This window comes from Pseudomonas sp. WS 5051, assembly GCF_012985715.1.
Lineage (GTDB): Bacteria > Pseudomonadota > Gammaproteobacteria > Pseudomonadales > Pseudomonadaceae > Aquipseudomonas > Aquipseudomonas bubulae.
Window position 1 is genome coordinate 25029 of record NZ_JAAQWV010000001.1, and the last position, 13233, is coordinate 38261.

Here is a 13233-nt window from a genome sequence, read left to right on the forward strand (position 1 = left end):
ATGACCGTGAAATGGCTCGACCTCAGCGGCCCACCGCACTTGCCCGCGCTGTACGCCCATGCCGCGGCCCGGCGCAAGATCACCTCCAGCCCCTTGCCGGAGCAAGGTCTGCGCTGCTGGGTCGAGGTGGAGCCCAAGGCCCTGGCGGCGTTTCGCGATGTTTGCGACCTGGTGCCAAGCCCATTGCTGCCGCCCACTTATCCACACATCCTGGCCTTCGGTCTGCAAATGCAGTTGCTGACTGCCAAGGACTTCCCCTTCCCGCTGCTGGGGCTGATTCATCTGACCAATCGGATCCGTCTGCTGCGCCCGATGGGCAGCGTGACGCAGCTGCGCATCGGGGTATATGTACACAACCTGCAAAAACACCCCAAGGGCGCGACCTTCGAGGTGGTCACCCAGGTTGACGATCTGCTGGGGCCAATATGGGCGGCCGAAAGCACCCTGCTGTGCAAAGGCGTAGAACTGCCGGGCGACCTGCCCCAAATCAACGATCCTGCGCCGGTGGCCCTGAGCGAACTGACCCGCTGGTATGCCCCCGCCGATATTGGCCGGCGTTATGCCAAAGTCTCGGGCGACTACAACCCCATCCACCTCAGTGCCGCCAGCGCCAAGCTGTTTGGCCTGCCCAGTGCAATTGCCCACGGCCTGTGGATAAAAGCCCGAACGCTGGCGGCACTCAATTCGCACCTGCCGGCGGCCAATGTTGAGGTTTTTGTTGCCTTCAAAAAACCGGTGCGCTTGCCCGGCGAAGTGATTTTGCTCAGCAGTGAGGCGGGTTCCAGTGGCGACTTCCAGCTCAATGGCCATGACGGCCTGGTGCACTTGATCGGCAACTGGCGACCGGTTAGCTGACCACCCCCCTGTGGTAGCGGGCTTGCTCGCGATGGCATCCGCGCGTTTTACCTGTTAAACCGCGGCGCCTGCATCGCGAGCAAGCCCGTTCCCACAGAGGATGGCATGCGAGCCGAAAATCCCGCCGGGCTGCCCGTGCCTTTCACTTGCACCAATCCCCGTTCGGTCGCAAGCTTTGCGCCTTCTGGAGAGCACGCCCGCAATGAACCTCGACGAAATAACCCGACGCATGCATCGCATCCGCGATAACAACGACTGGAAGCAGTTCCACAGCCCGAAAAACCTGGCCATGGCCGCCAGTGTCGAAATGGCCGAGCTGGTGGAGATCTTTCAGTGGCTGAGCGAAGACCAGTCACGCCAGCTCCCTGCCGACAAGCTCACCCACGCCGGCCAGGAAGTGGGCGATATCGTGCTGTACCTGGTATTGCTTTGTGCCGAACTGGGCCTGGACATGAATGAAGTGGTACGCAATAAACTGGCCGACAATGAAAGGCGTTTCAACAAATGAGTGACCGTCACTTCGATCAACTGGCCACCCGCTTCGCCGAGAAAATCTACGGTGGCGCCAAGGGTGCGATTCGTCTGGCCGTGCTCCAGGCCGACCTGCAGGAAGCCCTGCCCAAACGCCCGTTGCGGGTGCTGGATATCGGCGCCGGGCTGGGCCATATGTCCTTGTGGCTGGCCCAGCAAGGTCACGATGTGACCCTGGCCGAACCGGCCGCGCCGATGCTGGAAGGCGCCCGCCAGCGTTTTGCCGAAGCTGGCCAGACTGGCACCTTTATTCAGGCGCCGTGGCAGGAGCTGCTGGGCCAACTGACTCAACCGTACGATCTGGTGTTGTGCCACGCCGTGCTGGAGTGGCTGGCCGAGCCCCACGCGATCCTGCCGGTGCTGCATCAATTGACCGCCAAAGATGGCTGGTTGTCGCTGGCGTTTTACAACCGCGACGCGCTGATCTATCGCAACTTGCTCAAGGGGCACTTTCGCAAGATGCGCAAGAACGACATGGCCGGCGAAAAACAGAGCCTCACCCCGCAGCAGCCACTCGACCCACGGGAGCTGGCCATAGCACTCGAAGGGCTGTGGCAGGTCGAAACCCAAAGCGGCGTGCGGGTGTTTCACGATTACATGCCAGTGGAGTTCCAGGCCCGCGCCGAGCTTGAAGCCCTGGTTGAAATGGAGCTGGCCCACCGTCGCCACCCTGCGTTTGCCGGGCTGGGACGTTATCTTCATTGGGTGTGTCGCCCGGTTTAAATCGCCCTGCGGGGGAGAGCATGATGTATCGCCGCGTTGCCTTGATCGTTTTGAGCCTGGGGCTGGGCGCTTGCCAAAGCCCCAACCCGTACACCGCCACCTCAATGCCCATGCCTCCGGCTCCGGCACAGGCAGCCAATACCCTGGACTTGAGTGCCTACCCGGCCCCGCCACGGGATTACGGGCGCTACCAGAGCTGGGCCTGGCTCAATGGTCGGCTGCCGGTTGGCACGGCATGGGCCGACTCGGCGCAAATCGCCGAAGCGGTTAACAATGCCCTGGACCAGCGCGGCTTGCGCCCGGCACAACCCAACCGTCCGGCGGATCTTTGGGTCAGTGCTGATTTGCACACCGAAAAACGCTTGCGCCAGGTACAGGACGACTATGGTTACGGGGCCGGCTACGGCAGCGGTTACGGCCGCTACGGCAGCCAATACGGCATGTACAACTCTGTCCCCGTCATACGTACTTATGAGGTTGAGGTCATGGTGGTTCGACTCAACCTGTATGACGGTAAAACTGGCCAGCCAGTGTGGAGTTCCAGTGCAGAAACCAGCAGTAAAGGCAGCCTGAGCGAACGCAGTGACGCCCTGCGCGAATCACTGAACAAGGCAGTACAGGCTTACCCTCCCCATTGAGTCTCAATAGTGAAGTGGAGAAATCATCATGCTTCGTCGCATTGCATTACTGGGCCTGGCCCTGCTGCTCAGTGCCTGCGAAACCATGCAGGTCAGCCATGATTACAACCCTGCTGTCGATTTCGCCCAGTTCCGTACCTGGGCCTGGAAAGACCCTGCCGTGCAATACCAACCCAACAACCCGATGCTAAGAAGCGACCTGACCGAGCAGCGCATTGTCCAGGCCGTCAGCAGCCAGCTGGACCAGCGCGGCCTGCGCCCGGTAGCGGCAGGCAGCAAGCCGGACTTGCTGGTGCAAACCTGGCTGATCGTGGCCAACCGCCAGGAGCAAGTGGTGACCAACTACGGCTACGGTGGCCCTTGGGGCGGGCCGTGGGGGGGTTACTGGGGCGGCCCGTGGGAAGGTTACTGGGGCGCACCGATGTATAACGAAACCCGCAACGTGGTCTACCAGGTTGGTACGCTGCAGATCGACCTGATCGATGCCAAAGACGGCAAGCTGGTGTGGCGAGGGAGTGCAGAGAAAGTCGTCGACAGCAGCCCGACCCCGGCTGAACGCAGCGCTGCAATCCAGCAAGCAGTCACCAAGATCCTGAGTATGTATCCGCCCAAGTAAGTTACGCAGCATTAACTTGCTCACGATGTATATAAGTAAGTTGGTATTAATACTTTCGTGAGCAAGTTGGTTTTTACACTGTTTTTCTGACCACTTGTCGTTGTCTTTTGATTAACCGTTCACATCGCGCTTATAAAACTGGCAACTGGCCAGCGCACCGATCACTTCTTGTCTACACTCGCTGAAACTTTGGAGAGTTAGCGCTGGCACTGTTCCAGCATCAGGAGTGCTCGATGTCTCCCCAACTACGCGGTATGGGTTTTTATGGTCCCCGGCAGCAGCATGGCGCAATCGGCCTGATGGCTGCCGTGACGCTGGGCATGGTGCTGCTGTTTATGCTGCTGGTGGTCGACAGCGGGCGCCTGTACCTGGAGCAGCGCAAGTTACAGCGCGTGGCGGATATGGCGGTGCTGGAGGCGGTGAGTCGGGGCGGTAACTGTGCTGGCGCCAGTACTGCTGCCGGTTTCGCCAACCAGAGTGCCACTCGCAACAGCTTCACCCCCGGCAGCGTGCAAAAAGTAAACACCACTTGCGGCACCCTGAGCACCAACAGTAGCCAGTTGCGGGTATTCACTGCCGACGCAACCAAATCCGATGCCATTCGCGTAATCGCCACCACCACTGTGCCGACCAGCGTGGCCGGAGGCTTGTGGAGTATGTTTTCCAAAAACGGGTTTAATCTGAATACCAATTTGACGGCGAGTGCGGTGGGGAGTGTCGGAGGGGGGCCGTTGGCGCAGCTAACCATTCGCAGTTCACTGGCATCTATCGACACCACCCAATCAAGAATACTGGATCAACTTGTTGGCGGGCTCTTGGGGGGATCCATAAATGCCAACCTAGTTTCTTGGCAGGGATTGGTAGATACAAAGATCAACTTGCTCAGTTATCTAAATCAGTTAATTTCGCTGAATGCAAATATTGCTAACTATGATGACTTACTAAAAACAGATCTTCATGCCACTCAGCTTCTTGATGCGGCCATAAATGTCTTGAAAAAAAACGGGTCTACTGCTGACGTTGCAGTCAGCGGCCTTACTACAATCCGAGCCCTTATCAGCCCTACTCAACTCTTGAAGCTCGGTGACCTGCTTAAAGTCCAGACAGGGACACCTAATGCAGGCCTGGATACGAACATGTCGGTGTTTGATCTCTTGCAAGGAATCGTCCAGCTTTCCAATGGAAAAAGCGGCGTTACTGCAAATATAAAAATAAACCCTTTTAACCTTGTCGACATAAATGTCTACACAAAAATTATCCAGCCGCCTCAACTTTCAGCCATTGGCAATCCAGCACTGATAAAGGGTGACTATGCGGGCCCGAATCAAATATCAGTTCGCACGGCTCAAATCCAGACAAGAATACAAATAGGCTTGCCAGTATTAAAAGCGCTTGAACCACTCACCAATCTGCTAACCAGCGTACTGTCAACAGTAACAGAAATTGTCGGCAAGGTTTTGGAGCTTAAACTTGTAGACGCTATCGTCTGCGTTCTAAGTTGCCAATCGGTCGGAACACTGACGCTAGTCAACGATCTCAACATCTATATAGAGGCTGCCAGTGCCAACAGTTATGTGACTGATTATACCTGCACAAGCCAGGACTCGAAAAGCTTGACGGCCAAAGCCAATACGGCATTAGCTAAAGTTACTATTGGTGCTTCTCCAAGCTCTGGCCTATTCCCTCCGGTAGATCTGACAACCAACAGTTTCAACGTCTCTCCCGTGAAGCTGATAAGCATCAACCTTAAAACATGCCATCTGTTAGGCGTTCTTGGTTGCTCTACGGGGGTAGGTGACGGAGGCAGTTTTAATTTAAAAGCCCAGACAAGTTTATCGCCGACTACGCAAAATCTCGTATATGCGCCACCCTTGTTGCAGAACATCAACCAGGCTACCTATTATAAAAGTTTTGGCTCCAACGCCAACGTCCTGACCATTGGAGATACCTCAGGAAGTGTTATTACAACTTCATACACCCCGCCAACGGGTAAAACAGTCACTGGGGCTCTTCTTCAAGCGGTTGCCGGAGCTATCAGCACACTCAGCACATCTATCATTACTGCTTTGAATCAGATATTGGTTTATCTGGTCAACCCAATCATCAATACCTTATTGAACGCCCTAGGTGTGAAGTTGGCAGTAGCCGATGTCGGCGCCAACCTCTCCTGCAACCAGGGTGGCCGCGCCCAGCTGGTGCTTTGACCTAAATGGAGTGCAATACCTTGTGGGAGCGGGCTTGCTCGCGATTCAGGCACCTCGGTACATCTGATATACCGAGGTGATGCAATCGCGAGCAAGCCCGCTCCCACATGAAGGGTGGAACGCTGAATTCAGGCTGCTACCACCGGCAACTCCACACAAAACCGCGCGCCATGCTCGGTATTGCTGACACTCAGCCGCCCGCCCATATTGTCGATAATGCCGTAACTCACGGACAACCCCAGGCCGGTGCCCAGGCCGATGGGCTTGGTGGTGAAAAACGGTTCGAAGATCCGTTCCAAAAGCCGCGGATCAATCCCACCCGCATTGTCGTCCACCCGCAGGCGCACACTCTGCGCATCGGACTCAACGCTCAGGGCAATCCAGGGTAAAAACTCCTGGTCGGTTTCACGCTTGCTCATCAGCGCATCACGGGCATTGACCATCAGGTTGATCAGCACTTGCTCCAACTGATCCACATGGCCGCGCACCTGCACAGCGCAAGCCTGGCCCTCACTGCGCAATTGCACACCCTTGCCCCTCAAGCCCTCACCCAGCAAGGCCATAGAGCCTTCCATGGCCTGCGCCGGGTTGAACACTTGCTGTTCGATTTCGGAACGACGGCCAAACACCCGCAAGTGGTCTACCACCCGCGCCGCACGCTGGATCTGACCGTCAATACGGGTGAGTTTGTCTTGCAAATAATCGATCTGCGCATCGCCATTACCCAGGCGTTTGAGCACGTTGACCACGGCCATGCGCATCACGTTCAGCGGCTGGTTGATTTCGTGCGCCAGCCCCGTGGCCATTTCGCCCAGGGTGGCCATTTTCGCGCTGTGGGTCAGTTGCTGTTGCGAGCGACGCACTTCGGTGTTGTCGCGGCCCACGGCCTGCACTTCAAGCAAGTTGCCCTGCTCGTCGAAAATGCCCCGGTCCGACCACACCCACCAGGCATATTCACGCCCCGGCAGTTGCAGGCTGATTTCCGCCGTGCTGACCGGTGCCTGCGGAGTCAAGCCGGCAATACGCTGCACAAAGGCCTCGCGCTGCTCAGTGGATAGCCAACTGCTCAGGTTGATGCCCGGCAGTTGCGCAGTGGTGCATTCCAGGTAGCTGGCCAGCGGCTGATTGCCGAAGGTCAGGGTCAGGTCGGGCAGGTAACGGCAGATCATCGCCGGTGAGTCCTCAACCAGTATCCGATAACGCTCCTCGCTGTTTTTGACCCGCTCGGCCGCTTCGGTGGCTTCGGTGATATCCAGCCACAAGCCGACCACTTCTACCGGCAAACCAAGGTCGTTACGCAACAGCTTGGCCTCATCCAGCAACCAATGATAATCGCCGCGCCGATCGCGCAGGCGATAACGGTTGCGGGCGCTGCCTTCGCGCAGCAACTGCCGGGTACGGCCAAAAAACTGTTCGAGGTCATCGGGATGGACCCACTCGATCAAGGTTTCACTGGTACATTCCTCCAGCGTCCAGCCCAGTAAAGGCTTGAGGCTGTCACTGAAAAATGCCGGTACCAGCGCGCCTTCAACATAACGCTGTACATAAATCACCGCCGGGGAACTGGCGATCAGGTTGTCCAGCCGCGCATGGGCGGCGGCGACTTGTTGCTGCTGGTTTTTGATATCGCTGACATCCAGCATAAAACCTACGATGCGCCGCCGGGTGCCGCTGCCCAGCACCTGGCCCTGAATCCGGTACCAGCGGGCAGGCTCTGTGGCCTGTGGCTCATGTACCCGGGCAAACAGTAATAATTCTTTGCCATGTTCCAGCAGTTCATTGAAGCGACCGCTAAGTTCATCACGGTCAGCCGGGTGAAACAACGCCAGCCATGCCTGGCGGGTCATGGCCTGCGGCTCGGCCACAGCGTCAAGGTTGATGGCCAGTTGTGGAGCCAGTTCCAGCAGTTCGCTGGTGCTCGACCATTCCCACCAGCCGGTGCCCAGCAGGCCTTGCAGGGCTTCCATGCGCTCGCTTTGCTGCAGGTGCTGCTGCTCACGTAAACGGTCCAGCAGTGGTGCGGCCAGGGCAGCGCACACCTGCATCCAGTCGCTTTCACTCATTTGCGGGCCGTGCAGGGACGCCGGGTAAAACCCCAGCATCAACCAGGCACACAAGCCTTGCTGGTCGCTGTAAGGCACCAGCACACCATCGGCATTGCCAAACAAATCGTTTAATCGCGGGTTACCGTCGCGCTCGACACGCTGGGGTGAGGTTCCGCCAAGCGGATCGAGCAGGCTGCCAAGGTTTTGTTCGGGCAGCCACAGTTGCGGCGCATCAAAGGCGTGATACGTGCTGTGCATATACCAGGAAGCCTGTGGACCCTCACGCAGCGCCAGCGCCATACAGGGCACACGCCCATGCTGGGCGACGCTGCGCAGCGCTTCGTGCATGACCTCGGACAGACGCGACGCGCTGCACTGGCGCAACTGCCCGGCCAGCCCCAGGATCAGTTGCGTGCAGCGCTCGCGGCTGCGGGCCTGCTCACTGCCAAGGCGCAGGTCGCTGATATCCAGCAACTGCAAAAGCCAGCTGCCCCCCTGGGGTTGCACCCAGCCCCGGGTATGCACCACACGCAGCCCCGCACACTGGAAGTCGAGATCAAGACTGTGACCAACCCAGTCTGCCGGTACGCCTTCAAGCGCCAGGGTGCTCCCCGGCACCAGATAGCTCAGGAGCAGGCGCGGTGAACCATCGTCGCTGCCCCGCGCCAGGCCGTAGCGCTGCAGGCCGTGGATTTCAATGACGTGCCCCAGCGGATCAAGCATCAGCTGGATACCCGCATGGGTGCGTGATTGCGGATCGGTGGATTCAGGCAAGCGCTCGTCGGTCCGTCCCAACAAGCGCCCGAACAGCCCTTCGCTAGGGGACAAGTTGAGCACTCGATTCGGCTTTCAAATTTGTTGGCAGGCTGGGCACTGTGATCGTTCCCAATTTGAGCACCGGCATGATGGTGGTCAACGCCGTAGCAGGCAGGGTCACACTGGCAGTCAGCACTTTGGTTGTCGGGTTATAGGTCGCGGCCGGAACCAGGCTGCCTTTAACCGCAGTGGGCACCCAGGCCAGTTTCTCGTTCAATACGCTCTTGGCCAACGTCTCCACCAGCCCGCCATAGTTGGCCGCCGTCGGATCCACCGCCATGCTGCGCCGCACCGCCTCGGCCGTCGCATTGTTGAATGACTGCACCAACAGCAGGGGCAAGCTGTAGCTGAGCACGCCATAAAGCACCGCAAAAAAAATCACAAACACCAGCGCGAACTCAATCGCCGCCGCGCCCTGCTGCTTTTTGCCAAGTCTTGTTTTCATGACTGCGTCTACCCTGACTGTCGACAGTAATATCATCATAGAATCATTGGTAAAAAACGGAGGCTCTTTACGTGATCCAGTTAGCTGTTGTGTTGCTGTGGTTTGTGGCCTGTTCCATTCAAGACCTGCTCCAACGCCATATTTCCAACTTCCTGACGTTGGGTGGCGCAGCGCTTGCGCTGCTGTATCTGCTGTGGACCGGTCACACCTGGCTGGGAGCAAGCGCAACCGAAGGAGGCTGGGCGCTGCTGATCGCGCTGGTGCTGACACTGCCCGGTTATGCCTTGAACAAGCTGGGTGCCGGCGACGTAAAGCTGTTGATCGCCCTGGCGCTGACAACCGATCGTCCGACAATTCTTGGCACCGTTATCGGTGCTGGCATCTGTAGTGGCATCTGGTGGTTTTGTGCGTCAAAAATACTGCCGTCAATAAATCAACAAGTTAAGACGCTCTCGCTTGCGAAAGGCGCCACAGTGTCAAAAAAGCTTCCCTTTGCACCCTTCCTGTTCGGTGGTTTTACCCTGACAATGGCTCTGCTTCACTAGTCATTACGAGGGATTAATACCTTGTACATAGTCGTAAAGTAGGTCTACGTTTAATTCAATCACCGCAAGTATGTGGACCAAGATGTCCCTGATTGGTTTACCAGGAAGGAGAACCACGTGAACACGCCCAACCCCCTAATAAAAGTGCTCGTAGTCGACGATCAGTCGTTGATTGTCGAAGAACTGTGCGAGTTTCTGGAAAGCAGCGGTTACCGTTGCGTGCCTTGCAATACAACCCGTGAAGCCATTGATGCGTTTGTGGCCGACCCGCAAATCGGCCTGGTGCTCTGCGACCTGCACATGCCCGACATGAACGGCATCGAACTGACCCAGCAGTTGCAAAAACTGGCCGGCAAACACCGCGCCTTTGAAAGCATCCTGTTGACCGGTCGCGCCGATAAACAGGATGTGATCAAGGCCCTGCGTATCGGCATCGCCGACTACTATCAAAAGCCGGTCGACCTCAATGAGCTGCTCGAGGGCATCCAGCGCCAGGAAGCTATTTTGCGTGAACGCCACAAGAGCGATCAGCTGGGCCACCTGAACCAGAAATTGCAGTTCCTGGCCGAATCCATCGATGACCTGTATCAGGACATGGAGTCCGCCCGGCGCCCTCCGCAAGCTGCCACTCACCCCTTGAACAGCCAGGAACCAGGTGAAGGCCCCTGGCAACAGATCCCGACGATCTTCAAACAGCTGTCACCACGCCAGCTGGACGTCGCCAAGCTGGTCAGCAAGGGCCAGACCAACTACCAGATCGCCTGTGACCTGGGCATCACCGAAAACACGGTCAAGCTCTATGTGTCGCAAGTGCTGCGCCTGACCCATATGAACAACCGCACCCAACTGGCCCTGGCCCTGTCGCCAAACGCCGGCGCCCATCGGCAAACTGCGCACTAGCTACCTGATCACTTCACTGTAGCGGTGCGAGTTGCCCGCGATACAACTGGCGCGGCGGGTGAGTGACGCCGCACCGCTGCCATCGCGGGCAAGCCCGCTCCCACAGCTCTTGCGCCGCCTACTGCCTGTGGGGGCCCGCTATTGCAGGAAAGAACTTATTCCTGGCTGGCCTTGCCACCCTCTTTCTGCCCGTAGTACTCGGGGATTTCATGTTTATAACTGTCCAGCCAGCGCTGCAGGCTGAGCTCACGCTCCGCCGGCGTAGCCGTTTGGTGGATGGGCGACTGGACGCTGCCGCTCACTTGCAATTGCAGCCAGTTCTCGGTTTGCTGCTGGGTTCTGGGGGTGGGGCCAGGCTCGATAGCCAGCGCACCCAGCGGCATCAGGGCCAGCAGCACCCCCACACGAATCGATAAAGTCATGGCAAACCTCCAACGCGTTATTTGACGACAGCCACCTGGTTGCTGGCGGTCCTGGCTTGAGCTTTCAAAGCTTGTGCCCGGTACTGGGCATCACTTACCTGTTCGGGTGTCAGGCCCGCGCGGGTTACCAGTTCTGCGGCCTGCTTCCACTGGTCCTGATAAATCAGCAAGGTCACCAGGTTCAATGCCGCCGGAGATTCATCCTGCTTGAGCTCCAGAGCGGTCAAAAACTCGAACCGCGCTTCATCAACCCGCCGTTGATTGAGATAAACCACACCCAGGTCATTGCGGATCTTGGCATCGGTCGGCGCCATTTGTGCCGCACGCTCCAGATGGGTGATCGCCAGGGCGTTGTCACCGTGCCCGGCTGCCAGTTGGCCCAGGCCATGCTCCCCTTCGGCTGCCAGGCACGACCCCAGCAACCCTTGATACAGCGGCCCGGCCTCATCGCGGCCCAACTGGCGATAAATCCGTGCCTTGCGCAGTTGTACCTGCGCCGACCCCTGCGGCAGGTTTTGCAGGTTGGCCAGGCTGGCGTGCAGCTTGCCTTCCTTGGCCATGTCATCGGCCAGGTTCAGTGACAGCTCCTGGTCACCACTCAACTTGGTGCAACTGCCGCCCATGGCCATCCACGGCGGATTACTCTGACCTCCTGTGGCACAGCCGCCCAGCATCAGCAGCCCGCACACGACGATGACAGCTTTCATGTTCATACCCCTGGTCAAGAGAGAAAGGCTCGCGAGATAGCGACAAAACTCGGCCCGGCCAAGACGATCATCAAAGCGGGGAACAGAAACACCATCATCACTACCGACATTTTGGCGGACATCTTGGAGATATATTCCTCCATGCGGGTCAAACGACGGTCATCCAGCAGCTCCTTGAGTGCCTGCAATGACTTCATCGCGCCACCACCCTGCTGAATCAATTGCTGCAGAATCACGCAGGTGTCATTGAACTCGTCTACATCCAGCAGACTCGCGGTTTTGCTCAGTTCCTGATTCAACTCCAGCCCCGAGTCGACCCGGGCCAGAATCACCCGCAACTCACCGGTCAGTACCGGCAGCAGGTGCCGCGCTTCCTGGCTCAACACCCGCAGCGCCTGTTCGACTGCCATGCCCGACTCAAACAGAATGCGCAGCAACGGAATAAAGGTTGAAACTTCGATCGCCACTTCCTGCTGGCGCCTTTTTGCAGCATAGGCCAACAATCGCTTGGGGATCAGATAGCCCAAAGCCAGGGAGAACAGCATCACCACCAGCAGATTGCCCGAACGCGGAAAAAACAGCTCATAGCCCAAGAACACCAGCCCGGCAAAAGCTATCGGGGTGCCAACCTGAAAAGCGGCAAACAGCGAGCGCTGACTGGCGGTGCGCCAGCCGATGCGGTTGAGCAGAGTCTGGGTTTCGCTGTCCATCGACACCGAGCGCTGGCCAAACTTGCTGTTGCCCACCGCCCGCATCCACAGGCTGAGCTTGCCGGGGCCGGTCTTGTCACCATCCAGGCGCTGCATGACCCGTTGCTGGCTCATGCGATCCTGAACCACGTTATTGATCAACAGCGCCATGGCGCCCAGCAGCAACACCACACAAATCAAAAAGGCCATGTCATACGCTCCGTACCATGCGCCACAGCGCCACACTGCCGATTATCTGCATGGCCATTGCGGTCAGGAGCATCTGCTGCCCTCCGCCGTCCTGCCACATCTTGAGCATGTAGCTGGGGTTGGTCACCATAAAGAAACCCACCACAAACACCGGCAACGAGCCCAACACCAGCGCCGTCATCCGGGTTTCACCGGTCATGGCGCGCAACTTGCGCGCCCCCTGCTCACGCTCGCGAATCAGCACGATCAGGTTCTCCAGCAACTCACTGGCGTTACCACCGTAGCGATGGTTGACCTTAAGCCCCAGGGCAAACATGCGAAATTCATCACGTTCATAAAGCTCGGCAAAGTCGTTCACTGCCTCGGGCAGGCTCACCCCCATCTGCACGTTGCGCGATACCCGGCTGATACTGCTTTTGAGCGGGTCGCTGGATGCCTCGATCGCGGTCAACACCGCATCGGCCAAGGTGCGTCCGGCCTTGAGGCTGCGCACGCAGTGATCGAGCAGCAATGGCAGTTGCTCAACCATGCGCCGAACCCGGCGGTGGTAACGCCAGCTGACAAAGAGTTTGAGCAGCACCGGCGGCAACACCAGCAACGCGAGCAAGAACACCCAGCCACCGATCAGGCCCGCCACAATCACCGCAGCGGCCCATAGCGACAGCCACAAACCCAGACGCTCTGAAGGGCGCCCCAGGCCTGCCTGCAAAAAAGCCCGGTCCAGCCAGGCCACGCCCTGGGCTTTCTCCAGCAACTGCGGCTGGCCTTCACCCAGACGCTCCAGCACACGGCCCGTGGTCGGGTCGGTCAGGGCGCGATACACCAGATTCAGCGATAGCGCGAACATCAGGAAACTGATGGTAAAAAGCAGTAAGGCCGGGTTCATA

14 protein-coding genes are annotated in these 13233 nt (G+C 58.2%); 8 read left to right on the plus strand and 6 right to left on the minus strand.

Going from position 1 to position 13233, the window contains the following annotated elements; genetic code table 11:
• The 6 genes from HBN79_RS00125 to HBN79_RS00150 all read left to right on the plus strand — a co-directional run bounded on the left by HBN79_RS00125 (position 1) and on the right by HBN79_RS00150 (position 5567).
• Positions 1-855, plus strand: coding sequence for a MaoC/PaaZ C-terminal domain-containing protein (locus HBN79_RS00125; RefSeq protein ID WP_169916103.1), 855 nt, complete (start codon positions 1-3; stop codon positions 853-855).
• Positions 856-1057: 202 nt separating this feature from the next.
• Positions 1058-1363, plus strand: coding sequence for a nucleotide pyrophosphohydrolase (locus tag HBN79_RS00130; RefSeq protein ID WP_095001060.1), 306 nt, complete (start codon positions 1058-1060; stop codon positions 1361-1363).
• Entirely contained in the window at positions 1360-2109 is a 750-nt protein-coding gene (locus tag HBN79_RS00135; protein WP_095020826.1) for a methyltransferase domain-containing protein, read from the plus strand. Before HBN79_RS00130 ends, HBN79_RS00135 begins: the two co-directional genes overlap by 4 nt.
• Before the next feature lie 23 nt (positions 2110-2132).
• Positions 2133-2747, plus strand: coding sequence for a DUF4136 domain-containing protein (locus HBN79_RS00140; RefSeq protein WP_095019795.1), 615 nt, complete (start codon positions 2133-2135; stop codon positions 2745-2747).
• A gap of 28 nt (positions 2748-2775) precedes the next feature.
• Complete coding sequence (locus HBN79_RS00145) at positions 2776-3363, plus strand: DUF4136 domain-containing protein (RefSeq protein ID WP_169916104.1); 588 nt, start codon at positions 2776-2778, stop codon at positions 3361-3363.
• A 233-nt stretch (positions 3364-3596) separates the two neighbouring features.
• Positions 3597-5567, plus strand: a complete 1971-nt coding sequence (locus tag HBN79_RS00150; protein ID WP_169916105.1) for a pilus assembly protein TadG-related protein — start codon at positions 3597-3599, stop codon at positions 5565-5567.
• A 128-nt stretch (positions 5568-5695) separates the two neighbouring features.
• On the opposite strand, the gene HBN79_RS00155 is transcribed toward HBN79_RS00150, so the two are convergent.
• Both HBN79_RS00155 and HBN79_RS00160 read right to left on the minus strand, forming a co-directional pair.
• Positions 5696-8440 (minus strand): PAS domain-containing sensor histidine kinase, encoded by a 2745-nt coding sequence (locus HBN79_RS00155; RefSeq protein ID WP_169916106.1) that lies wholly within the window; start codon positions 8438-8440, stop codon positions 5696-5698.
• A complete protein-coding gene (locus HBN79_RS00160) occupies positions 8430-8873 on the minus strand; it encodes a TadE/TadG family type IV pilus assembly protein (RefSeq protein ID WP_095020824.1) in 444 nt (147 codons plus the stop codon). Before HBN79_RS00160 ends, HBN79_RS00155 begins: the two co-directional genes overlap by 11 nt.
• Positions 8874-8944: 71 nt before the next feature.
• Between HBN79_RS00160 and HBN79_RS00165 the strand changes: the two genes are divergently transcribed.
• Together HBN79_RS00165 and HBN79_RS00170 are read left to right on the plus strand one after the other, a co-directional pair.
• Positions 8945-9418, plus strand: coding sequence for a prepilin peptidase (locus tag HBN79_RS00165; RefSeq protein ID WP_095001053.1), 474 nt, complete (start codon positions 8945-8947; stop codon positions 9416-9418).
• A 117-nt stretch (positions 9419-9535) separates the two neighbouring features.
• The gene (locus HBN79_RS00170) at positions 9536-10318 is read left to right on the plus strand and encodes a response regulator transcription factor (RefSeq protein ID WP_095001052.1); all 783 of its coding nucleotides are present in this window, start codon (positions 9536-9538) and stop codon (positions 10316-10318) included.
• Positions 10319-10473: 155 nt separating this feature from the next.
• On the opposite strand, the gene HBN79_RS00175 is transcribed toward HBN79_RS00170, so the two are convergent.
• The 4 genes from HBN79_RS00175 to HBN79_RS00190 are packed head-to-tail and all read right to left on the minus strand — an operon-like array spanning position 10474 to position 13232.
• On the minus strand, positions 10474-10740 hold the full coding sequence (locus tag HBN79_RS00175; protein WP_095001051.1) for a DUF3613 domain-containing protein: 267 nt from the start codon (positions 10738-10740) through the stop codon (positions 10474-10476).
• Positions 10741-10757: 17 nt separating this feature from the next.
• Complete coding sequence (locus tag HBN79_RS00180) at positions 10758-11447, minus strand: tetratricopeptide repeat protein (RefSeq protein WP_095001050.1); 690 nt, start codon at positions 11445-11447, stop codon at positions 10758-10760.
• A gap of 14 nt (positions 11448-11461) precedes the next feature.
• Positions 11462-12346 (minus strand): type II secretion system F family protein, encoded by an 885-nt coding sequence (locus HBN79_RS00185; protein ID WP_095020823.1) that lies wholly within the window; start codon positions 12344-12346, stop codon positions 11462-11464.
• A gap of 1 nt (position 12347) precedes the next feature.
• Complete coding sequence (locus HBN79_RS00190; protein ID WP_095001048.1) at positions 12348-13232, minus strand: type II secretion system F family protein; 885 nt, start codon at positions 13230-13232, stop codon at positions 12348-12350.
• Position 13233: the final 1 nt, after the last annotated feature.